This is a genomic window from Mycobacterium dioxanotrophicus (assembly GCF_002157835.1).
In the GTDB taxonomy this organism is placed as follows: Bacteria; Actinomycetota; Actinomycetes; order Mycobacteriales; family Mycobacteriaceae; genus Mycobacterium; species Mycobacterium dioxanotrophicus.
Genome location: NZ_CP020809.1, coordinates 7,074,241 through 7,096,305, shown reverse-complemented (window position 1 = coordinate 7,096,305; position 22,065 = coordinate 7,074,241). Strand labels below are relative to the sequence as shown.

General features: G+C 64.7%; 19 protein-coding genes and 2 pseudogenes. 13 read left to right on the top strand and 8 right to left on the bottom strand.

Annotated features, from left to right (window positions below; all coding sequences use genetic code 11):
• Positions 1–71 precede the first annotated feature (71 nt).
• On the top strand, positions 72–515 hold the full coding sequence (locus BTO20_RS34375) for a MarR family winged helix-turn-helix transcriptional regulator (RefSeq protein ID WP_087080705.1): 444 nt from the start codon (positions 72–74) through the stop codon (positions 513–515).
• Here BTO20_RS34375 and BTO20_RS34370 read toward each other — a convergent pair.
• From BTO20_RS34370 to BTO20_RS34360, 3 genes are all read right to left on the bottom strand, one after another.
• Positions 512–2,506: an MFS transporter gene (locus BTO20_RS34370; RefSeq protein WP_087080703.1), complete on the bottom strand. Its 1,995-nt coding sequence runs from the start codon at positions 2,504–2,506 to the stop codon at positions 512–514. The genes BTO20_RS34375 and BTO20_RS34370 overlap by 4 nt on opposite strands.
• Before the next feature lie 140 nt (positions 2,507–2,646).
• Entirely contained in the window at positions 2,647–3,672 is a 1,026-nt protein-coding gene (locus tag BTO20_RS34365) for an alcohol dehydrogenase catalytic domain-containing protein (protein WP_087080701.1), read from the bottom strand.
• Between the two features lie 2 nt (positions 3,673–3,674).
• Complete coding sequence (locus BTO20_RS34360; protein ID WP_087080699.1) at positions 3,675–5,597, bottom strand: flavin-containing monooxygenase; 1,923 nt, start codon at positions 5,595–5,597, stop codon at positions 3,675–3,677.
• A gap of 68 nt (positions 5,598–5,665) precedes the next feature.
• Here BTO20_RS34360 and BTO20_RS40835 point away from each other — a divergent pair, with 68 nt between their 5' ends.
• Complete coding sequence (locus tag BTO20_RS40835; RefSeq protein WP_232490949.1) at positions 5,666–5,836, top strand: hypothetical protein; 171 nt, start codon at positions 5,666–5,668, stop codon at positions 5,834–5,836.
• On the opposite strand, the pseudogene BTO20_RS40830 reads toward BTO20_RS40835, so the two are convergent.
• A pseudogene (locus BTO20_RS40830) lies at positions 5,789–6,039 on the bottom strand (MMPL family transporter); the annotation flags it as partial. The gene BTO20_RS40835 and the pseudogene BTO20_RS40830 overlap by 48 nt on opposite strands.
• Before the next feature lie 34 nt (positions 6,040–6,073).
• On the opposite strand from BTO20_RS40830, the gene BTO20_RS34350 reads away from it, so the two are divergent.
• Both BTO20_RS34350 and BTO20_RS34345 read left to right on the top strand, forming a co-directional pair.
• On the top strand, positions 6,074–6,670 hold the full coding sequence (locus BTO20_RS34350; RefSeq protein WP_087080697.1) for a helix-turn-helix domain-containing protein: 597 nt from the start codon (positions 6,074–6,076) through the stop codon (positions 6,668–6,670).
• Between the two features lie 124 nt (positions 6,671–6,794).
• Entirely contained in the window at positions 6,795–7,649 is an 855-nt protein-coding gene (locus BTO20_RS34345; protein WP_087080695.1) for a class I SAM-dependent methyltransferase, read from the top strand.
• A 325-nt stretch (positions 7,650–7,974) separates the two neighbouring features.
• On the opposite strand, the gene BTO20_RS34340 is transcribed toward BTO20_RS34345, so the two are convergent.
• Positions 7,975–10,200, bottom strand: coding sequence for a S9 family peptidase (locus tag BTO20_RS34340; RefSeq protein WP_087083082.1), 2,226 nt, complete (start codon positions 10,198–10,200; stop codon positions 7,975–7,977).
• A gap of 82 nt (positions 10,201–10,282) precedes the next feature.
• Between BTO20_RS34340 and BTO20_RS34335 the strand changes: the two genes are divergently transcribed.
• Positions 10,283–11,476: an MFS transporter gene (locus BTO20_RS34335; RefSeq protein WP_087080693.1), complete on the top strand. Its 1,194-nt coding sequence runs from the start codon at positions 10,283–10,285 to the stop codon at positions 11,474–11,476.
• Between the two features lie 204 nt (positions 11,477–11,680).
• On the opposite strand, the gene BTO20_RS34330 is transcribed toward BTO20_RS34335, so the two are convergent.
• Positions 11,681–12,361 carry a DUF3159 domain-containing protein gene (locus BTO20_RS34330; protein ID WP_232490948.1) on the bottom strand — a complete coding sequence of 227 codons (681 nt, stop codon included), beginning with the start codon at positions 12,359–12,361 and terminating at the stop codon, positions 11,681–11,683.
• A gap of 63 nt (positions 12,362–12,424) precedes the next feature.
• Between BTO20_RS34330 and BTO20_RS34325 the strand changes: the two genes are divergently transcribed.
• Both BTO20_RS34325 and BTO20_RS40005 read left to right on the top strand, forming a co-directional pair.
• Positions 12,425–13,189: a helix-turn-helix domain-containing protein gene (locus tag BTO20_RS34325; RefSeq protein WP_087083080.1), complete on the top strand. Its 765-nt coding sequence runs from the start codon at positions 12,425–12,427 to the stop codon at positions 13,187–13,189.
• Positions 13,190–13,507: 318 nt separating this feature from the next.
• A complete protein-coding gene (locus BTO20_RS40005; RefSeq protein ID WP_087080689.1) occupies positions 13,508–13,675 on the top strand; it encodes a hypothetical protein in 168 nt (55 codons plus the stop codon).
• Positions 13,676–13,732: 57 nt separating this feature from the next.
• Here the strand turns inward: BTO20_RS40005 and BTO20_RS34315 are convergent, their stop codons facing one another.
• Both BTO20_RS34315 and lysE read right to left on the bottom strand, forming a co-directional pair.
• Positions 13,733–14,611 (bottom strand): crotonase/enoyl-CoA hydratase family protein, encoded by an 879-nt coding sequence (locus BTO20_RS34315; protein ID WP_087080687.1) that lies wholly within the window; start codon positions 14,609–14,611, stop codon positions 13,733–13,735.
• 79 nt (positions 14,612–14,690) lie between these two features.
• Complete coding sequence (gene lysE / locus BTO20_RS34310) at positions 14,691–15,290, bottom strand: L-lysine exporter (protein ID WP_087080685.1); 600 nt, start codon at positions 15,288–15,290, stop codon at positions 14,691–14,693.
• Positions 15,291–15,906: 616 nt separating this feature from the next.
• On the opposite strand from lysE, the gene BTO20_RS34305 reads away from it, so the two are divergent.
• From BTO20_RS34305 to BTO20_RS34280, 6 genes and pseudogenes are all read left to right on the top strand, one after another.
• Positions 15,907–16,935: an SGNH/GDSL hydrolase family protein gene (locus tag BTO20_RS34305; protein ID WP_087080683.1), complete on the top strand. Its 1,029-nt coding sequence runs from the start codon at positions 15,907–15,909 to the stop codon at positions 16,933–16,935.
• Between the two features lie 344 nt (positions 16,936–17,279).
• Positions 17,280–18,242, top strand: a complete 963-nt coding sequence (locus BTO20_RS34300) for a GlxA family transcriptional regulator (protein WP_036425205.1) — start codon at positions 17,280–17,282, stop codon at positions 18,240–18,242.
• Between the two features lie 597 nt (positions 18,243–18,839).
• Positions 18,840–20,202 (top strand): annotated as a pseudogene (locus tag BTO20_RS41445) (Mu transposase domain-containing protein).
• A 25-nt stretch (positions 20,203–20,227) separates the two neighbouring features.
• A complete protein-coding gene (istB, locus tag BTO20_RS34290) occupies positions 20,228–21,016 on the top strand; it encodes an IS21-like element helper ATPase IstB (protein WP_087072468.1) in 789 nt (262 codons plus the stop codon).
• Complete coding sequence (locus BTO20_RS34285) at positions 21,006–21,305, top strand: hypothetical protein (protein ID WP_087072533.1); 300 nt, start codon at positions 21,006–21,008, stop codon at positions 21,303–21,305. The genes istB and BTO20_RS34285 overlap by 11 nt, the downstream gene beginning before the upstream one ends.
• A gap of 64 nt (positions 21,306–21,369) precedes the next feature.
• On the top strand, positions 21,370–21,783 hold the full coding sequence (locus tag BTO20_RS34280; RefSeq protein WP_087080681.1) for a RidA family protein: 414 nt from the start codon (positions 21,370–21,372) through the stop codon (positions 21,781–21,783).
• Positions 21,784–22,065: the final 282 nt, after the last annotated feature.

Sequence of the window (22,065 nt, the reverse complement as noted above, 5' to 3'; positions counted from 1 at the left end):
GCCTGATATTAACGACCGACGCGGCGTTTGTCATCCCATCCGATTGAATCGGATCCGATATAATCGGGATCGTGAGGAAAGACACTCCGCAGCTCTCCGACTTCCTGTGCTTTGCGATCTACTCGGCCAATCTGGCCTACGGCAAGGCTTACAAGCCGATCCTGGAGAAGCTCGGCGTCACCTACACCCAGTACATCGCGATCGTTGCCCTGTGGGAGCAGGACCGTCAGACCGTCGGCAGCCTCGGTGAGAAGCTGTTTCTCGAATCCAACACACTGACGCCGATCCTCAAGAAGCTCGAATCGATGGGATACCTGACCCGCGAACGTGATCCCGACGACGAACGGCAGGTGGTCGTGAGCCTCACCGATGCCGGCCGCAAGCTTCGTCAGCAAGGGCTGGAGATGGATCTGGTCGCGGCCACCGGGTTGGAGCCCGAGGAGTTCCGCGCCATGCAGCGTGGCGTCGTCAAACTCCGGGACAACCTGCGCAAGCACGCGCAGGACAACACCTAGGCGCGGCTGCGCTCGAGTTCGGGACTGAGCCAGGCGCCGGTCTGTTCGGGGACGACCAACACGGGTGTGGGGGAATGTGCGACAACCGAGGCCGCGACGCTGCCCTCCAGATGTCCCAGCCATCCGCTGCGCCGGTGCGGGCCGACCACGATCAGGCTGGCGTGGTGCCGGTCGGCCGCCTCGATGATGCCTTTCCACGTCGGCGCCGCTTCGATCGCCGCGCCGCGTGCTGTGAATCCGGCCGTCTCGGCCAGCCGCGCTCCGTGGGCGGCTGTCTGCTCGGCGGCGCGTCGCACCTCGGTGGCCTGATCGGCGTCGAAATGCCCGGCCCCCGTGGGGATGAATCCGACATCGACGGGCTGCCAGACGCAGACGACCACCGCATCGCGCAGAGTCGACAGCTGGGCTGCGGCTTGCCGGATCGCACATGCCGCGCGCTCTGAGCCGTCGTAAGCGATCAGCACCGGACCCCCCGATTCCGACGCGCCCTGGTGCTCGGGCACTGACGCGGCCGCACGTTCGGTAACGACGGGCGAAGGCACGCCGCGACGGATCCGGGCGAGAAGCGGCGGCGAATACCAGGCCGGAGACTCGCCGTCGAGGAACCTGTCCAGGTCCGGGGTCTGGGGCCGGGCTCCGCTGAGCACGTAGACGACAACCCCGAAGGCCGCACCACCGACGGCGAGCCAGAATCCGATCCACAGTGCGTCGTCGGTCCCTTGGGTCAAACCGCCCGAGGCCGACGCTGCGAAATACGCGAAGATCGGGGCGACCATGAAAGCGGCTACAGCACGCAACAATTCGATGATCGCGAACACGCGTTGCAGGCTGTTGGACTGCAACGAGAAGCCTGCGACAAACAATGCCGGGGCAACGGTGGCGCCCAACGCGAGCCCGGTCAATGCCGACGCGACCAGCGCCAGCGGCTGATTGGCGGGCAGCGCCATCCGGAACAGCAAGATCCCGGCGGCGAGCAAGGCCATGCCCACCAGCGGCAGGTAGTGCATCGCCTTGCGCGAGATGACGAATCCGAACACAAAAGCCATGACGACGGCTCCGCCCAGTTCGGGCAGATAGATCAGCCCGACCTGCACCGGGCTGAACGTCTGGAGGAAGACCTCGGCGGTCAGCGCGGTGGCCGCCACCGATGCGGCTGCGGCGAACAGTGCGACTCCGACGCCCGCGACCGGGATCGAACTGGTGAGCATCGTCCGGATCGTCAGCAATGGCCGGCGGGCCCGGAACTGATAGACGATCAAGACCACGATCAGCGCCAGCCCGCCCAGCATCGGTGCGCTCACCGCCAAGTCGCCGAAACCATGGCTGGTCAGTTGCGACGCGCCGACGAAGGCTGCGGCACAGCCGACCGAGGCCAGACCGATCGCCGTCATGTCGCGCGGCGCATCGAGGTCCGCCGGTGGCGCGTCTTCGAACGTCAAGGCGGCCATCACCAGAGCCACCAGGGCGATCGCGGCGATGATCCAGAACAGTGGCCGCCAGGCGTGGGATTCGGCCTGGACGCCGCCGATGAACGGGCCGAGCGCCACCGCCCCGAACACGCACATGTTCATGATCACCGCGGTATGCCGGAGGTTCTCCCTCGGGAACCCGATGGTCAGCGGGGGCGCAGCGGCGATCAGCAGCATGCTGGTGGCCAGACCTTGCAATACGTGCCCGCAGATGAACATGCCGCCGTTCTGCGCCGCCGCGGCCGTCACCGAACCCACGACAAGCAGCACCGCATACACGAGCATCATTCGGCGCTGGGGCAGGTGCTGGGCGAACTGGACCGCCAAGACCGTTCCGACGGCGTACGCGGCGTTACCCAGGCCCGAACTCAGGCTCATGGCCTGCGCCGACATGTGCAGTTGCGCGGAAATGATCGGCACCAGCGGATCCATCGCCGCTGACAACGCCAGATAGGGGATCAGTGCCAGGGTGACCATCGCGGCCACCGCGGGATAGCGCCCCGCCAGCGGACCCTGACGCATCAGCCGAGCCCGTCCGTGTCTGTCGTCTGGCGAGTTCGCACCGGGCGCAAGCAGTCAGCAGTCGGGTTCGGTTTACACACGACCCCGTGGAACCAATCGGGGTGCCCGATTTATTCCCGTGTGGTGCGGATCACGCGCAGTTACGGGTCGAGCCGGATCTTCAGGTGCTCGCCGGAGCGGGCGAACGCTGCCGCGTAGCCGTCGGCCGCCGCGTCCAGCGGGAAGGATGTGGTGAAGATGCCGTCCACGTCGAGACGGCCGGCCTGCAGCAGCGGCACCAGCTCAGGCCAGGTCTGTTGCACGGGTGCGGTGGTCAGTCGGAGGGTGAGGCTACGAATCAGGCAGGCCAGCGCCGGCATCGGATACGGCTGCAGATCATGCACGCCGACGATCGAGACCGTGCCACCGGTGCGCACCGACTCGATCGCATCGTTGATCGAGGCGTCGGAGCCGACGGCGTCGATCACCGCATCGGCGCCGAGACCGCCGGTGGCTTCCCGCACGGGTTGCGCCGACGGCGGTGTCACCCCGGTCGCACCCCACGATTCCGCGCGCTCGCGCCGCGCCTGCACCGGGTCGACGGCGAAAACCCTTGCCGCCCCCAGGGTTAGCGCGCTACGCACGGCGCACATGCCGACCGCGCCCAGACCGATCACCGCGACGGTACCGCCAATGGGGATGTCGGCGCGTTTGGCAGCGGCCCAGCCGGTGGCCAGATTATCGGTGAGCAGCAGGGCCTGCTCGGTGCTGATGCCCTCGGGCAAGGCGAGGAGCTGGAACTGCGCGGCGGGCACCGCGAGAAAATCGGCCTGCGCGCCGCCGAGGACGCCGCTGCCGAAGATCTGCGGGCCGTGGACGCACCGGATGGGATCGAGCGTGGCGCATCCCGCGCAGTGGCCGCAGCCGGCCACCGAGGACACCAGTACCCGGTCGCCGACGGCGAAAGTCGTGACGTCTGAACCCAGTTCGACGATCGTTCCCACGGCCTCGTGCCCGATGCCGACCGGTTCGAAGATCGGGTAGTGGCCCTCCAGGAAGTGCAGGTCGGAGCCGCAGATCGAGGCGGCGTCCACCTTGACGACAGCACCGTCGGGGCCGGGCAGCACCGGATCGGGTCGGGTGGTGACACTGACCTGACCGGAGCTGTCGACGACAACTGCGCGCATACTCACGCCTCCTCAAATCTGAAGTCCGACCACACGGGTTTGTCGATGGCGCAACGGTATTCGCTGAGCCGCCAGGGGCTCACCGTGTGGATCTCGCCGTCGGCGTTCTTGAAATACGAGTGCTTGATCGACGGATGCGCCCACACGGTCCGCCGGATGGCTTGCTGCGACCGCTCGTGCCAGGCACGGGTGGGCTCGGGGAGCGGCTCCATGGTCCGCACGCCCGCGTTGACCAGGTGCGCCAGGCATTGGTCGATGTAATGCATCTGCAGTTCCGAGTTGAGAATCAGGCTGCCGCCGTGCGCGAGATGCGTACCCGGGCCGTACGTCATGAAGAAGTTGGGGAAGCCGGGGACGGTGATACCGCGGTAGGCATAGGGACGCTGCCCCCAGATCTCGTGCAGAACGATGCCGTCGCGGCCGGTGACGGTGATCGGAAACAGCACATCCGTGGCCCGAAACCCGGTGGCGTACACGATGATATCGGCGTCATGTGTCGTTCCGTCTGTGGTGACGACCCCGCTCGGCGTGATCTTCTCGATCGGGGTGCGCACCAGCTCGACGTTGTCGCGCTTGAGCGTGCTCAGCCAGCTGCCGTTGTCCTGCAGGGTGCGCTTGCCGGTGGCCGGATAGTCGGGCAACACCTTGGCCAGCAGGTCGGGGTCATCCCCGACCTGGGTGGTGATCCAGTCGGTGAACATCACCCGGGCGATGGCGTTGATGTCGCTGACGGCGTTGGACTGGTCGGCATAGTCCGGGTCGACCCGCGCGGCGTCGAGGCCCTTGTCCGCCCCGGGCCACATCAGCAGGAAGCGGTACCAGCGGCCGTAATACGGCAGGTGTTCCATGGCCCAGCGGACGCCGTCGCTCACCGGTTCGTGGTACATCGGGTTGGGGAACATCCATTGCGCGGTGCGCTGGAACACCGTGAGATGAGCGACCTTGTCAGCGATCGCGGGAGCGATCTGGAAGCCGCTGGCGCCGGCTCCGATCAGCGCGACCCGTTTGCCGGTGATGTCGACGTTGTGATCCCACGCCGCGGAGTGAAACGATGGGCCGTCAAACGTTGCGGCGCCGGGGAACTCCGGTATTCGGGGCCGGTTCAGCTGGCCGACCGCGGTGATGACCGCGTTCGCTTTCACCGTCTCGGTGCCGTCAGCAGAGCGCACGGTGAGGTTCCACACGTCGCCGTCCCATGCTGCGGACAGCACTTCGGTGTTCCACCGGATACGCGGCCGCAGCTCATGGCGCTCCACCACGCTTTCGAAGTACCGGCGCAGCTCCGGCTGCTCGGCGAAGAAGTGATCCCAGTGGTTGCTGGGTTCGAAGCTGTAGCAGTAGAAGTGGTTCGCGACATCCACTCGGGCGCCCGGATATCTGTTCTCCCACCAGGTTCCACCCGGGCCGGCGTTCTTCTCCACGATGGTGAACCGCAGGCCCGCCTGTTTGAGCCGCACCCCGGCCAGCACCCCCGATTCTCCACAACCGATGACGATGACGTGAAAGTCCTTGGCTTGCTGCGGATCCAAGGTGGCGGGTCGGCGGGGGTCGGTGCCCTGCAGGTCGAGTTCTTCGAGGACCAGCGGCAGGTTGTCGGCATCTACCGGCTCGCAGGCCGCCCAGTCGAGCATTTCCCGGACCAGTTCGTCGGGAAGCGGTTCGGGGACCGGGCAGCCGCGGTCGCGGTAGTCGACGATCACCGGCAGTGCTTCGGCACGCGCCCGGGCCTTGTCCTCCTCGCTCATGAAGCCCTGGACTTCATTGAGGAACAGGCCGGCCTGTTTGAAGTCTCGGATGTAGCGCGGGTCGCCCGTGAGGTGCACCAGCGACAGCAGCAGTGTCGGAATGCTGACCTCTTCGAGTGCTGCAGCGATGTCGGCCGTTGGGGTGTTGAAGGGCCGGCCGACATGGAAGCTTCGCGTCACGGCGAGTTACGCTACTTCTCGTAGCGTTATAGGACAAGGGTCGTTCTCTGTGCATCGACTCTGCGGTCATGGCCAAGGCCTACGATGTGGAGGCGTCGACGCGGGCCTCTGTACCGCTCGTCGGTCCCGAGACCGTCGTCCAGACCATCCAGAACATGCTGAGCTCGCCGCAGACCGTGTCGAAGTTCGTCGACCCAGACTGCATCGCCGTCGGGGCTCTGCGCACCCCCCGCGGTTAGCGGATCACCCCAGAAGTCGTGGACGTGCTCGACATGCGTGGTGTCGGCTTCGAACTGCTTGATCAGACCGTCGTAGTAGCGATGTGCTTCCTCGCCGAGTGGCTGTCGCTCTCCAAAACGATCATCGCCGAGGTATTAGAGTCGGACTCCCCAAATGCCTTGCCCGCCAACATCGTTGCCTGTAACGACGGCGCATCGTCTGGAGGCGAGCGTAGGCACGCCTTGCTGTTGCGTCATATGCTCATGCTTATGACGCAAGAAAGTGGGGATCTGGACAGCCTGGTGCGCAAGCGCATCCGGGCGCTGCGTGTTGCACAGGGTTGGTCCTTGGACGAGTTGGCCACCAGAGCGCGAATTAGTCCGTCGTCGCTTAGTCGCATCGAGACCGGCTCACGGCGCCTCGCCTTGGATCAACTCGTCACGCTCGCTCGAGCATTGGACACTTCCCTGGACCATCTGGTCGAAACCGAGACCGACGACGTCATCTCCCACCCGACAATCGATGCGGCCCACGGGATTATGCGGTGGCCGATCAAGGCGAATGCGGGCATGACCGTGATGCGCGCGCGCATGACGAACCCGCCCCCGGAGAATCCCGCACGCATGCGTGCCCACCCGGGGCAAGAGTGGCTCGTCGTCTTGTCCGGCACCGCGGTGCTGATGCTGGGCCATCGTCGCCTGCGGGTCGAGACCAACGAGGCCGCCGAATTCCCGACCATGCTGCCGCACGCGATCGGCGCCGAGGGTGGACCGTGCGAAATCTTGGGCATCTTCGACCGCGACGCCCGCCGGGCGCACCAATCCGACAAGGAGATGAGCGCAGAGAAAAATTAGCTACGGTTACTGACTCGCTCACGCGTTTCGCGGCCGCTTGCGTATTCGTCCGCTCGAACAACCTTCGTCTTGCCGCATACGCAAGGTACGGTGCGTGAAACGCATTTCGACTTATCGTCGAGACATGACGTTATCCGCCCACGACCGCGGCGCACACCGCCCAGGTAGTTGTGAAGTTCAGTGCCAAGCGCAGATCCTCGAACTCGACGCCGAACTACTCTCCCGGCACACTGCATCCCTCACCGCCTGGCTGTCCCTCAAAGCGAGCCCCCGCCATGTCCTGGATTTAGGCTGCGGCACCGGCACGGGCACCTTCGCCCTGCTCGCACGCTTCCCCGAGGCGCACGTCACCGCCGTAGACTCCTCGGTCAGTCACCTGCACCGCGTGCGAGAAAAAGCCTGCGAGGCTGGAGTGGCCGACCGTGTGAGTATCGTCCAGGCGGATCTCAACGCGACATGGCCGAATCTCGGCGAGCCTGACTTGGTGTGGGCGTCGGCCGCCCTGCACCACATGGCCGATCCCGACGACACGTTGCGCCGGGTTCATGACACTGCCGCTCCCGGCGGACTCTTCGTCGTTGTCGAACCTGTCGGCCTCCCCCGGTTTCTGCCCGACGATGCCCCCGTGGGTCGACCCGGACTGGAGCAACGCTGCCACACCGCGATTGACCGCCGCAACGCCGTCCAATTACCCCACCGAGGCGCCGACTGGGGACCGAGGCTCACCGCTGCCGGATTCACCATCGAAGGGCAACGCATGATCACCGTCAACGCCGAGCAATCGCACTTCGAGGCAGTCGGCCGCTATGCACAGCTCAGTCTCCGCAGCATGCGCAGGGCCGCAGCCGACGCACTCTCGGCCGATGACCTCATTGCGATGGATCAGCTGCTCGACATCGACGGCCCGCTAAGCATCTTGGGCCGCAACGACCTAGCGGTACGCACTCAACGCGCCGTGTGGGTCGCCCGTCGGACGTGAGCGCCGAGATTGTGCTTACAGACCGGCAGAGCCGCACTGTCGCCGCAAAGTTGTTCCATCCGATCCAGCATTGGTATTCGGCGGTAGTGGCGAGCCGAAAATGATGCTGTGCCATTGAATTAAGGGTCTTTCTCGTGCCTGTCGGCTGTTGAATCGCTGGACTGGGCGCCGACCAAAGGGACTTCACCGAGGTGACGTGGTGTCGCTGGCGCGAGCACCACGGGGAAATAGGTACGCGGACAGGGCGATAGACCTGGCCATGTCCGATCTCCACAACCCGGCGCAGCTGGATGTGCTGAAGCGGTCCGGTGAGTTCGTGCGCCGGTCAGCCGAGGGAGGGTAGCAGCAGCGGCTGTAGTCGGTAACCGGGCGGCTCGCTGCCGTGCAGATGCCGCACAAAGTAATCCCAGGTACGACGTAGCGAATAGTGCAGCCAACCAATCAGCGAGTGCTCGGCACCCGGAATCATGATCAGGTCGAAGTCCTTGTCCGCCTTGATGAGTGCATCGGCGAGCCGCATCGTCATATACGGGTGCGCGTTGTCGTCGAGTTCGCCGTGGATGAGCAGTAACTTGCCTTTCAGGTTGGCGGCCAGCGTGACGTTCGAGATCGCCGCTTTGCCTTCGGCGCTGACATCGCCGTGGTAGTGCTCAGCCCACATCGCCAGGTTGAGGGCGTTGTCATGATTGCCTGAGATAGCGACGGCCACCGAGTAGAAGTCCGGATAGAGCAGCACGGCACGCGCCGCGGCGAATGCGCCAGCGGACTGTCCGGTGATCCCGACTCGGGCGGTGTCCAGCCACGGATACTGCTGTCCGAGTTCGCGGATTGCGGCGATATGGTCGTCCAGCGCACCGGCGTTGCCGAGATCTCCATACGAGTGGTCATGAAATGCCTTGCTGCGCCCCGCACTTCCACGACCGTCGATGGCCACCACCGCGAATCCGAGCGCGGCGAAGGCCTCCGGCTCGCCATAGTGCGGCGGGTTGAACATCGGTCCGGCGCGGTAAAGCTGCGGCCCGGGATAGATGTGTTCGATGATCGGGTACGTTCGGTCCGGGTCCAGATCGTGCGGTCGCCAGAGCAGGCCGTAGATCGGGGTCTTACCGTCCGCTGCGGTCGCTCGGAACCGCTCCGGGGGTTGCCAGCCAAGGATCTTGAGGTCTTCGGTGTCGGGTGCCTCCAGCTCGACCACCACTCGGCCTTCACCGTCGAGTACCGCCGTGTGTGGTGGCTGGCTCGGGCTCGAGGCTCGGTCCACCAGGTAGCCGCCTTGCGGTGGGCTGACCGTGTCATGGTCCAGGTGGTCATCGGTGAGGCGGGTGAATCCGTTGCCGTCGAGTCCGATTCGACAGAGCTGCCGCAGATAGGGGTCGGCCTCGATGAGACCGTTGGCCGTGAAGTACAGCTGTCGATCTTTCTCGTCGACCCATAACAGACTGCTCACCAGCCACGGCCCGGCGGTGATTCGGCTGACCTGGGCGCCGTCGGCCGAGTAGAGGTACAGGTGGCCCCAACCGTCGCGCTGCGACCACCATACGATCTCGCCGGTGTCCAGTACCCGCACCATGTGCGGGTCGCCGAGCAGCACGGTGGGGTCGACCCGGGTTTCGCCGGCTTCTGTGATCAGCGTGCTGACCGCACCTGTCGACGGGTCGAGACGACGCAGTTCCAGGGTGCGGGCATCGCGTGATTGGTGCAGGAAGTGTACGTCTTTGCCGCTCCACCAGGCGTAGACGAGTGCGACATTGTGCATGATCGGTGTCGGCTCGGTCTGCTGCCGGACGATCGTGCGTTGCTCGACATCGAGCACGTTCCAGGTCATCGTCGCGACGGTGTTCTCGCCGGGCATCGTGTAGCGGGTGCGGTGTTCCACGGGCCGACCGCCGTCGGCCGGGCTTGATTCCACGAGCACCAGTTCGGGTACCTCGCGTTGATCGATGTGCGCCACCAGGATGCGGGTGGAATCGGGTGACCAGTGCAGGATCATCGGCGGCGGTAGGCCGAGCGCACGGGTCAGCGCCCGTGCTCCGGTGGTGCCGGGCAGGCCGCCGTAGTCGAAATACGGTTCGGCGTCCTCGGTAAGGGCATGTTCGGTGCCATCCGCCCGGTTTTGGACCCAGATGTTACCGTCACGGCGGAACGCAACGTACCGCTCATCGGGTGACAGAATCCCACCCGGAATGGTTGTAGCCGTTTGGGATTCAGTGCAGGCGCCGTCCGCCCACTTCCAATTCCGGCCGAATGCACTGAACAGCACCGTGTCGTCGGAGCGGATATCCACGGCCAGAATCGGTAGATCGTCACCGGTCACCGCCTGCCCGGCCGCCACCGACAGTGCGGCGGCCAGCGCGTCGTGGTCGAAGGCGGCGCCACGCGTCTTCGCATCGGGATCGACCGCGACGTAGCGGGTCCCGATCCGGTACCAGAATCGGGCACCGTCGGCGAACCACTGGGGTGTCAGCACCGTGCCCGGCACTCGCCGGGCACGGTGCGGGAATAGCATCTGCTCGGCGCGCGCGTAATCGGAATCGGTCAGTAATGTCGTCACACTGGCCATGCAACACCCGGACGTAGCGGCACAGTCAAGAGTGACTTGACCGTGCCGCAGCGGCACAGCGTCTCGTGGACGAATGCCGTTGATTGCCGTCGCCTACCTGAGTTCTCATTTTCTGAGCTTCCTCGGCAACGGAATCCTGGCGGTGGCACTGCCGTTGATCGTGCTGCAGACCACCGGGAGCCCGCTCAGTGTCGGCGCGGTGTCGACAGCGACCGCGGTGCCGGCGTTGTTGGTCGGACTGTGCGCCGGGGTACTGATCGACCGGGTGAACCGGCGTACCTGTTCGATCATCTCGGATCTGGTGTCGGCCGCCGCAGTCGCAGCGATCCCCTTGGTAGACATGGGGAACGGACTGACCATCGGTTGGCTGGTGGCGCTGGCGATCCTCGGATCGTTCGGCGACGTCCCCGGTATGACGGCCCGGCAGGTGATGGTGCCGGCGGTGGCCCGGCATTCCGGGGTGCCATTGGAGCGGCTGATCGGCCTGCGTCAGTCGATGACCTCGGCGGCACTGGTGATCGGGCCGGCCGCGGCGGGCGCACTGCTCACTTTGTTTGGCGGCAGCACGGTGCTTTTCGTGACGGCGGCGACATCTGCGGCAGCAGCTCTGGTCACCGCGACCCTGCCACGCCGTCTCGGATCCGTGGAAAGTGATGCCGCCGAACATGATTCGATGCTGGGTCGACTGACCGTCGGCGCGACTGCCCTGCGGGGCAGCCGATTCCTGATCAGCACCGTCGCCCTCACCGTGGGGCTGGCGGTCGCGCTCGGCGGACTGCAGGGCCTGGTGTTACCGCTGTACTTCAGCGGGTTGTCCCGACCCGATCTACTGGGTTTCGTACTGACTGCCCTGGCAGTCGGCATGCTGGTCGGCACCACGGTGTTCGCCGGCGTGAGCGCGCGGATGTCGCGGCGGCGGTGGCTGATGTGCGCGCTGACCGGGACGACGGCGGGATTCCTGCTGCTCGCCACACTGGTCGGTCCGGGCTGGGTGTTCGCGGGCGCCGCGCTGTTCGGTATCGGCAACTCGGTGCTGGGGGCGGTCCTGGGTGTGCTGCAGGCTCAACGCATCCCGGACGGAATCCGGGGCCGCGTGTTGAGCCTGCAGAACGCCTGTCTTCAGGGGGCCGTACCGGCCGGGGTCGGACTGGCGGGCCTGGTGGCCGAGTGGCGCTCGCCCGTCGCGGCTGGGCTCGCCCTGTTCGCCTTCTGGCTGTCGGTGCTGGTCCTGGCGGGCGCGGTGTCGCGCCAGCCGGCCGGAATCTAGTCGAACAACGTGAGCAGCGGCGCAGGATTCCGCCACAGTCGAGAACGTCAGAACGCGGCGGCAGGCTCGGAGATAACAATCCACGCTCGCCTGCGGTCTTCGTCGACGCGCCTGTGTGCACGTGGTCGATATACAAGGACCGCGCGACGATCCCCGATTATGCCTACACCAGTGTGGGATTCGAGGCCCAGGTCCAGTGGGTGCTTAGATCCGTCGCCCCGGTCGTGACTCTGAAGGCCCTGGCTTGTGTGGAGGGGCGACGCGCACGCCGGGGCGCCGGTTCGCGCGACGGACGGCCCAGGACACCACCACAAGCGCCAGGCCAAGCAGCGGATAGCCCATTGCGATCCGCGCGATCGCCAACCATCCGGTGCTGCCGGCGTCGTAAAGCCACTGCTGGACAATGAATCTCCCGGCGAACACGGCGACGAACACCAGTGTCGCCACATCGAAGCCGCGCAGGACGACCTTGTCGGCGCGCCACGCTGGATCGGGCCCGCCGCTGCGCATCAGATTCCACACCACACCGACCAATGGGCGCCGCACCACGAGCGAAACGGTGAACGCCGCGGCCACGGCCAGGCTGATCCAGATTCCCGGCAGGAAGTAGCCCTCGGCAGAGCCGGTGTAATGCGCGATCAACCCGGCGATGACGACACCGAGCAGTCCGGACACGGCTGGTTGAACGGGCTCTTTTCGCTGGCGTCTGAGCAGGATCAGGCCGACGCTGGTGCCGACGGCGACCGCGACCGCTGCGTTCAATCCCGCGATCGCGTTGACGATCACGTAGGTGAACGTCGGCACACTGGCGTACACCAGCCCGGACACACCGCCCATGCGCTCGAGGAGCGTCGGGGTCCGCTTCTCAGTCGGTTCAGTCGTCACGCCTACATCGCACACTCGGACGTAACGTCATAGTCAAGTTCGAGCCTGGCAGGATAGGGGATGATGGCCTGGAGCACACGTGAAATCGCCGAACTCGCGGGCGTCAGTCTGCGCGCAGTGCGGCACTATCATTCCGTCGGGCTGCTGACCGAGCCTGAACGCCGCTCCAACGGCTACAAGCAGTACGGTGTTGCACATCTGGTCAAGTTGGTGCGCATCAAAAGGCTGACCGAACTTGGGTTTTCGCTGCCGCAGATCGCCGCGATGGGTGACTCTGACGAACATCCCGAGCAGGCCCTACAGGAGCTCGACGCTGAGCTCGCCACGACGATCGAACGGCTGCAGCGCGCCCGCGACGAACTCGCCGCGCTGTTGGAGCACTCGGCGCCCACGGACCTGCCGCACGACTTCGTTCCGTCGGCTGCGGCGGCCAAAATGACAGACGCCGATCGCTCCCTTGTCGTCGTGCTGAGCCGGGTTCTTGGGCCACGCGGGATGCGCGTCTACGCCGACATGATGAGGGACGCGCCCGACGACCCCGCTTCGGCAGAGTTCGACAATCTTCCTGCGGATGTCGATGAGGCGGCGCGGCAGGATCTCGCACAACGGCTGGTCCCCTACATCCGGGCGGTAAACCAAGCTCATCCCGGGCTTGCCGAGTCCCGATCGGATGCTCCGCGTGGGAAACGCTTCGCCGACAAGGCGATCAGCGGCGCGATGGCGGACTTGTACAACCCGGCACAGCTCGACGTGTTGCGCCGGGCTAGGGAGATCCTGCGATCTCAGTCCGAGAAGGCGCCGGGCAGCGACAGCGGCGAAACCCGGTAGCTCGACGGTTCGGTGCCGTGCAGATTGCATCGACTCTGCGGTCATAGCGCAGAAGTGCGAGTGACGTGCGCCGCTACGGCAGGATGAACGGTGAACCGTTTGCCGGTGTATGCGTGTGGCGCGTGGCGGCGGTCACAGACAGAGGCGCGGGAACGACCGATTGCTGCTAACCACCGGTCAATTTCTGCCAGTGGAATTAAGCCGCTGACCACTGCGTTATGGCATTCAGACCGGCGAGAAACCCCTCAACCCGGTGGACCGACATCCGAACCGCGACATCACCGCCACGGCTCGAACTCTGAACAGAAGGGCTTCGACATGAAGAAGTTTGGATTTGCCAGTGCCATCGTTGCCGGTTTTGCGACCGCGGTCTTCGGGCTGGCCGCGCCGGCTCAGGCTGACGTCACTCACAACCAGTGGGTGCACGACATTCAGCATCAGGCCACCGTCGGCAGCGTCACCTCAGTGTTCGGCGACGGACGCTGACCCGCGACACAGAAGAGGGGCACCCACGCCGGGTGCCCCTCTTCTTTTTGGTGTCGACTAGCCGCCCTGAGTCCACTCTTGGTAGAACGGCGGCATTTCGGACGCTTTGCCGGAGAACCGCGGTGCGCGCTTGTCGAGGAAGGCGCGCACGCCGTCGTGGCCGTCGCCGATGCTCGTGTAGAACATCGCCAGGGAGTCCACCCGGTGTGCGTCGACCGGATGCGGCTGGGCTGAATTCCGGTAGAGCATCTGCCGCATGAGTGCCACCGACACCGGCGAGCGCTCGCGCGTCCACGCATCGGCCAGTGCCCGCGCCTCGGTGAGCAAGGCGTCCGGCTCGTGGACTGCTTGCGCCAAGCCGATCTCACGCGCGGCGTCGGCGGTGAGAATGTCGGAGCGGTAGACCAGATCCAAAGCCGTTGGCATACCTACGATCCGGGGCAGGAACCAGGTGGAACACGCCTCCGGGGTGATGCCGAGCTTCCCGAAGACAAGGCCGAAGCGGGCCTTGGTCGACATCAGCCGCGCATCCATCGCCAGCGTCATCGTCGCGCCGATACCCACCGCGGCCCCGTTGATGGCCGCGATCACCGGCTTGCGGCAGCCGTAGATCGCCAGCGTCACCCGACCTCCGGTGTCGCGGACCTTGCGCAGCGCGGGGTTGTCGAGATCGGCCATGTCGGCCAGCGTCGGTGACTTCGACTCGTCGAGGCCGAACACATTGCCCTCACTGGACAAGTCCATGCCGGCGCAGAACGCCCGGCCCTCGCCGGTCACGATGACCGCACGTACCGCGTTGTCGTCGTTGACCGCGACGAAGGTGTGTTCCAGCTCCTCGGCCATCTCGACGGTAAAGGCGTTGAGATTGTCCGGGCGGTCGAGAACGACGGTGAGGACGCCGTCGCTGAGCTCGTGCCGGATTGTCGTGAAGTCCACGGATGCTCCTCCTCGGGTTCGGTTGATACCCAGCTTGCCCAAGGAGCGGTTCACCGCGTCGGCGACCCCCGCGTATGCGTCAGGACATCAGCATCCACACACCCAGTGCCGCCATCGTCACGGCGATCACACCGTCGAGGACGCGCCACGTCGACGGGGTTGCGAACAGGCCGGCCAACCGGCGCGCACCCAACCCCAGGCTGACGAACCACACCACGCTGGCGGTGACCGCACCTACGCCGAAAAGCCAACGCTGCTCGCGTTGTTCATTGGCCAGCGAGCCGAGCAGCACCACGGTGTCGAGGTAGACGTGCGGGTTGAGCCACGTCAGCGCGGCGCACGTGATGAGCACCTCGGCCAGGCGGGCCGGCGCCTTCTCCGATGGGTTCAGCGTCGACGGTCGGTAGGCGCGTTTGGCCGCCAGCGCGGCGTACCCGATGAGGAACGCCGCCCCGCCGAACTTGGCGACCAACACTGCATCGGGGTGGGCGGTGATCAACGCGCCGACACCTGCGATACCGGCGGCGATGAGGATCAGATCCGAGATCGCACATACCGCGATGACCGGGATGACATGCTCACCACGGATGCCCTGACGCAGCACGAAGGCATTCTGTGCGCCGATCGCGGCGATCAGCGTCATCGCGGTCAGGAAACCGATCAGCACAGGTGAGGCCATGCGTATGACGGTATGGATGCCAGCTGGTTCAGTACAGCTAATGATTCTTAGTTTGCATTAGAGATACTCATCTAGCGGTACCTGAGCGAGACCCACCTCGGCTGTGCGCCGGCGGCGGCAACATTAGTGCACTGAGACGGTCGGTTTCCGGCATCATGCCCCACGATCCTGCTTAGTTGCTCCGGTTCGACGGTAACGAACTCGATGTCTCTAGAACGGGAGGATTTGTTAGCAGTTACTTACTGCGGCAATTGGATTGGGGGAGAAGTGTCTGAGGAGATATCGAGCCAGTTTCGGGCATTTAATCATGCGCACGCGGTGGTGAGTAGTTGCGGCACGGACAACCGCGCGAACACCCGAACAACCGGAGCTGGCGGGTTGTCGGCGACCGACGAGAGTACGGGACGTACCGCTCACCGTGTCCGACCGCCCACTCGGCGCAGGCGCGCCCGGCTTCGGCGCATTACCTCGAGTGTGACCCCCATCTCATCTAGGTTCGATTCTCCAACGCCGAAATGGAGGTGCGGTCGCTTGACCGGGGTCGGTGCCGAGAGGGCCATCGCCGACATCCAGCACAACCAATCGCGGAAAACTCTCCACCGTAAAGGAATTCAGAATGCCGATGTCAGTCCATGTCCGAGCAGCGGTGGCCGCGGCGGTCACGGTCAGCGCGCTCACGGCGTGCGGTTCCTCTGGCACCTCCTCGGACACCAGTGCGGCGCCTGTGAAGCTCCGCGAAGCCGTGTTCTTCGGTGACAGCCTGACCGACGCTGGCACCTACGGAATACGCTTCACCACCAATCCCGGCATGACCTGGGCGCAACATGTCGCCGAACGCCTCGGTCAATCGAGGGAACCGAATGAGCACACCGTCAGCTACAGCGATGTCTACCAGGGGAAGCCCGGTCTCAGTGGCCCCGGCGGGCTGAACTATGCCGAGGGTGGCGCCCGGGCCAACAGCGCCTACTCGACGGTTTCGCAGAATCCGGAGGGCACCCCGATATCCACCGCGGTCCAACTTCAGCACTTCCTGAACCAGCACGGCTCCTTCAATCCCGACCAGCTCGTCACTCTCTACATCGGCACGAATGACGTTGCATATAACTACGATCCGACGAAGGACCCGGCGCTGGCCCAAGCTCTGCGCGACAACCACAGTCCGACACCGGAAGTGATGGCCGCCGAGCGGGCGCGGGTGCAGAAGGCTGCCGAGGACGAGGCGAAGACCGCCGCGGCGATCCTCGACAAGGGCGCCCAGCACCTGCTCGTATTCAAGCTCGCCGACCTCAAGGTTCTTCCGTGGTTCGAGTCCGACGCGTCGCGCCGCTACGTCAGCGAGCTGACCGACGTGTACAACACACACCTGGTGGATTCGCTGCCCAAGGACGCGAAAGTTCAGATACTCGACACGGGGGCGTTCATCGATGACCTGTTGAAGAATGCCAAGACGTACGGGTTCACTCACGGGGCCAACGAGGACGCCTGCGCGCAACCCGGACAGGACTTCTGTGCTGCCGCAGCGTGGAAGTCTCCCGACGCCGACCGCACCTACGTATTCGCCGCGGCCGAACACCTCACCACCCACGCCAACGAACTGTTGGCCGACTACGTGATGAAACAGGTCGGCATACCCGACGGACACTAGCCCGAGTCCGGGCCCGGACATGTTGAGGGCCTCAATCAGTCGGTGCCGTCACTTCGCTACCGGCGGCCGTGCAGTCTTGTGACGTTTCCTCCGCATCTTCTTGGGGTGTGTTTGAGGAACTTGATCAGCGATCTCCTGTGAGAATCGGCGTAAGGCGGCTGGCGCCCGAATCGAATCGATGGGGCGGCCGCCTGATTAGCTGGTCCGGCGTTGAGGGTGGCCGGGACTTGGGAAGCGGCGCTGGCTGTCTGGAGCCGTCCGCCTCCAGAATGGCTGGATCCTTGCGATATTAGGCAGAATGGCCACTGTACATGCGGGTGCCGGTAGGTCAGTGTCAGTAAGTGATGGAGAAACAGCACCGTATTGCAGTTGTGGCCCTTGACGGTGTCACGGCATTAGACATTGCGATTCCGGTCGATGTATTCACAGTTGATTCTGATGTCCCGTATGACTTGAAACTCTGTGGGATGTCGGATCGCGTCAGTACTGCATCGGGCCTGGTCTTGGCGGTCGGCCACGGACTTGATGCAGTGGGTGAGGCCGATACCGTGATCGTCCCGGGGTATCAGCCGGTGGATCGACCCGTTCCTGCCTCAGTTCTCGACGCTCTAGCAGCGAGTGTGGCGCGAGGTGCCAGGGTGGCGTCAATTTGTACTGGGGCGTTTGCTTTGGCGGCTGCTGGCGTCCTCGACGGTAAACGAGCCACCACCCATTGGCAGCATCTTGGGGAATTCGAGGCGCTGTTTCCATCGGTGCAAATCGATCGGGATGTCCTCTATGTCGACAACGGTGATGTCCTTACTTCCGCCGGAATGTGCTGCGGGATCGACATGTGCTTGTACATGGTGATGCGGGATCTTGGTGCCGCGACCGCGAATCGGGTAGCGCGTGCACTGGTCGCCCCGCCCCATCGCGATGGGGGGCAGGCGCAGTACGTTCCCGCGGCGGTTGCGATTGTCGGGGATACGTCGTTGGGTGCCACTCGGTCCTGGGTATTGAGCCGTCTCGCCGAGCCAATCACTGTCGCAGAGATGGCCCAGCACGCCAGGATGTCAGTGCGAACCTTCATGCGTCGTTTCACCGACGAGACCGGAACGACTCCGTTGCAGTGGCTGGTCAACGCACGCGTTACCGCTGCACGCGAACTACTTGAAACCACAGACTATTCGATCGACCGGGTAGCTCAGGACTCCGGCTTGGGGTCGGCTGCCAATCTGCGCCTCCATTTCCGCCGCAGCCTGGCTACAACGCCAACCGCGTACCGTCAAGCCTTCTCGTGTGACTACGCCACAGCGACTGCAGTCTGAACGGTCGAACCTAGCGATCCAAAAGTTGATCCGATTGGAGCGCCATGCGACAGACCTGACGTCTGGTGTCGTCTTGCCGGTTGATTCCGCCGCTGCCTGCTTACTCGACGCTCGAAACTGTCGCGGAAGGTGGTGTCTCTGTCACCTATTCATAGAGTTTCGCAGCTGCCACATGTATTGGAACAGGTATCGACACCTACAGACTGCTTTCCGTATCCCGTGTCGACCAGCTGTGAGGCAATTGCTTCGTATACCTCGCTGGAGATTACGCAGCGTCGCGCGCGCCTCGAAACCCGTACCGCCCGCCCCCGCTACACGATCCACGGTGAATTCCATAGCGAACGCGACTCTTTCGGCCAGGCGTCGACAGAACACGTCGGGCGTTCGTCTCACTGGACCAACCTGCCCGCATCAGTCACAACAAAAGGAAAACGCAATGACCATCCACACTGATGGCGCTAAGTGAAAGTGCTCAGTCTCGCTAATTGAAAGTGCCCAGTTGGCAGCGGTGGTTCGGCGTGTCGTCGGACTGCTTGTCGGGGTTCTGCTCATCGTCAGCGGAGTTGTGTTTCCGCTGATGAATGGGAGGGCCGTCGTTTGCTGTCGCTGGAGGGTGATGTGGAAGCGCATGCGCTTCGGGAGCAGGGTTGGTCGATATCGGCGATCGCTCGCCATCTCGGGATCAATCGCCGAACCGTTCGGGCCTATCTGGCTGGGGAACGAGTACCCGGGCAACGCCAACGCTCTGAACCGCTGGTGATCGATCCGTTCGTCGAGTACTGCCGGATCCGCCTGGCTGACGATCCGCACCTGTGGGCCTCAACCCTGTTCGACGAACTCGTCGAGCTAGGTTTTACCGGCTCGTATCCGTCGCTGACCCTGGCAATCCGAAACCTGGGGCTGCGACCGCATTGCGAGCCGTGTCAGTCGGTCAAGGGCCGCGACGTCGCGGTCATCGATCATCCGCCCGGGTCGAGACTCAGTGGGACTGGGTCGAGCTGCCCGATCCACCAGCATCGTGGGCGGCTGACCGGCATGCCCACCTGCTGGTCGGGGCGTTGGCCCATTCGAGCCGCTGGCGCGGGGCGCTGGCCCCGGCCGAGGACTTCGCGCACGTCGTGGAAGCGATCGAGGCGGTCAGCATCCGGTTGGGTGGGGTCACCCAGCGGTGGCGGTTCGACCGGATGGCCACGGTATGTCATCCCGAATCGGGCCGGATCACCGCGGCGTTCGCCGGGGTGGCCAAACACTACGCTGTCGCCGTCGATGTGTGCCCGCCACGACGGGGCAACCGCAAGGGTGTGGTGGAGAAGTCCAATCACGCTGCCGCCCAACGCTGGTGGCGCACCGTCACCGACGACACCACGATCGAGCAAGCCCAGGCGTCGCTGGACCGGCTGTGCGTGAAGCTCGACGGGCGCCGCCGGCGCCGCGACGGGCAGGCCACCACCGTCGGCGCCCTGGCCGATGCCGAACCACTACGGTCACTGCCGACGGGTTCGTATCCGGCCGAGTTGACCGAACACCGCATCGTCACTCCACAAGCGTTGGTGTCCTGGCGGGGCAATCAGTACTCGGTGCCGCCGGGGCTGGCCGGGCCACGGTGACCGTCACCCACCGCCTGGGCTCTGACACCGTGCAATTGACCACGGCATCGGGAGCCGTTGTTGCCGCGCACCGCCGCGCGGTCGACGGCAGCGGCGCGGTGGTGCGCGATGCCGGTCACGTCGTCGCGCTCGAACAGGCAGTGCTATCGGGGTTCTCGACGGCCAGGCCTTGCACTCATAAGACCCGGCGACCGCCCTCGGTGGCCGCCGTTGCCGAGGCCGCGCGGCTGCGTGGTGCCCCGGCGAACGATCCCGCCCAGAAGGTAGTGATCGATCTGGCCGTCTATGCGGCGACCGCAGCACGGCTATCCGTTGTTCCCCAACACCATCCAACCGAACAGAACCAGGAGTAACCCCTTGAGCAAAACCGTCCCACAGATGAGCGAAGCCCGCCGATACCAACAACTCCGGGCACATCTGTCCTATCTGAAACTCGGCGACGCAGCCGAAGCGCTACCCCGCATCCTCGATGCCGCCCGCGCCGAAAACCTGTCCCTGACCGCCGCTTTGGAGCGGCTGTTGGAGATCGAGGTCAACGCCACCGAAGCCCGCCGGCTGACCTCACGGTTGCGGTTCGCCTGTCTGCCCGAACCCTGGACCATGGCCGATTTCGATTTCGCCGCCCAGCCCGGGGTCGACGCCAAACTGATCAACGACCTGGCCAGTCTGCGCTTCCTCGACGACGCGGCCAACGTGCTGTTCGTCGGCCCACCCGGGGTCGGCAAGACCATGCTGGCCGTCGCGTTGGCCCGCGGCGCGGTCGAGGCCGGCCACCGGGTGTATTTCACCACCGCCGCCGACCTGGCGGCCCGCTGCCACAAAGCCGCCCTGGAAGGCCGCTGGCACACCTGCATGCGGTTCTTCGCCGGACCGAAACTGTTGGTGATTGACGAACTTGGCTACCTTCCGCTGCCCGGCGATGGGGCATCCGCGTTGTTCCAGGTGATCAACCAACGGTATCTGAAGTCGAGTACGATTCTGACAACCAATGTTGGGATCGCTGACTGGGCAACCGCTTTCGGAGACGCCACCGTCGCAGCCGCCATGTTGGACAGGCTACTGCACCGCGCCACCGTGGTCGGTATCGACGGACCCAGCTACCGGCTGCGCAACCACCAAGCCACCGCCGAAACGATGCGTAAGGCGGTCGCCGCCCATGTCAGCTGAGACCCGTTCCTGCCAAGCCTGCTGGACCGAATTCACCGCCACCACACCGACCAAGATCTACTGCTCAGACCGCTGCCGCAAACACGCCTGGGAGCAACGCAAACACAGCGACACCGCCGCCACCGTCACCGAGGCCCGGCCACCCGCCCCACAGCCGGCCGCCACCCGTTCCTGCCCGCATTGCGGCGAACCCATCACCATCGTCGCTTTGCTGACCACTCCAGAAGCTGCCCGCCCCAGCACCCCCGGCGACGGCACAATCGTTCCCCTGCAACGACGAACCTGCTAACCTTAGCCACTCAAGCCAACTGGGCAATTTCGCTTAGCATCTCTGGGCAGTCTTCTTTAGCGCCATCAACACTGTTGAGGTCCCCGAAGACTCTGAGATCTTCGGCAAGACCCTGAGCGCCTTCGAGAGTTTCGGCTATTCCGCTGCAGTGCGCTCACACGGACACCTATTCATCGCCGGCACAATCGGTCGGCGCCCCGACAGCACCATCCCTGAGGGCATTGAGGAACAGACCGAGATCGCTATTCGGAAGCTGCGTGAGATTCTCCGTCTGGAAGGACTCGATCTGTCTGCGCTCGTCGATGTCACCAGCTACCACGTCGACATCCACCAGCACTTGTCCGGCTTTACCAAGGCGAAGTCCCGCCTGATCCAGCCGCCTTACCCGACTTGGTCACTGATCGGCGTCAGCGGGCTCGCCAGCCCCGGACTGCTTGTCGAAATTCGCGCTACCGCAGCATATCCGGACGGATCCTGAGCAACACGCCTCTTGCGCGCGGACGCACGCGTGACCTACGGGCTCGCATCTGGGTTGACGTTCCCACCGGTGATCCGTAAGTTAGGGCACCGGGCGCATGAGCCCGACATACCCACCAAGCACGTCTCCGGTTGAACCAAACGCCGTCGCAGAGATGGCCCAGCCCGCTCGGATGTCCGTGCCGGCCTTCATGTGCCGGTTCACCGACCAGACGACTTCGTGCAGTGGCTCGTCATCGCACGAACTGTCGCTGCACACGAATTACTTGAAACCACTTGTCAA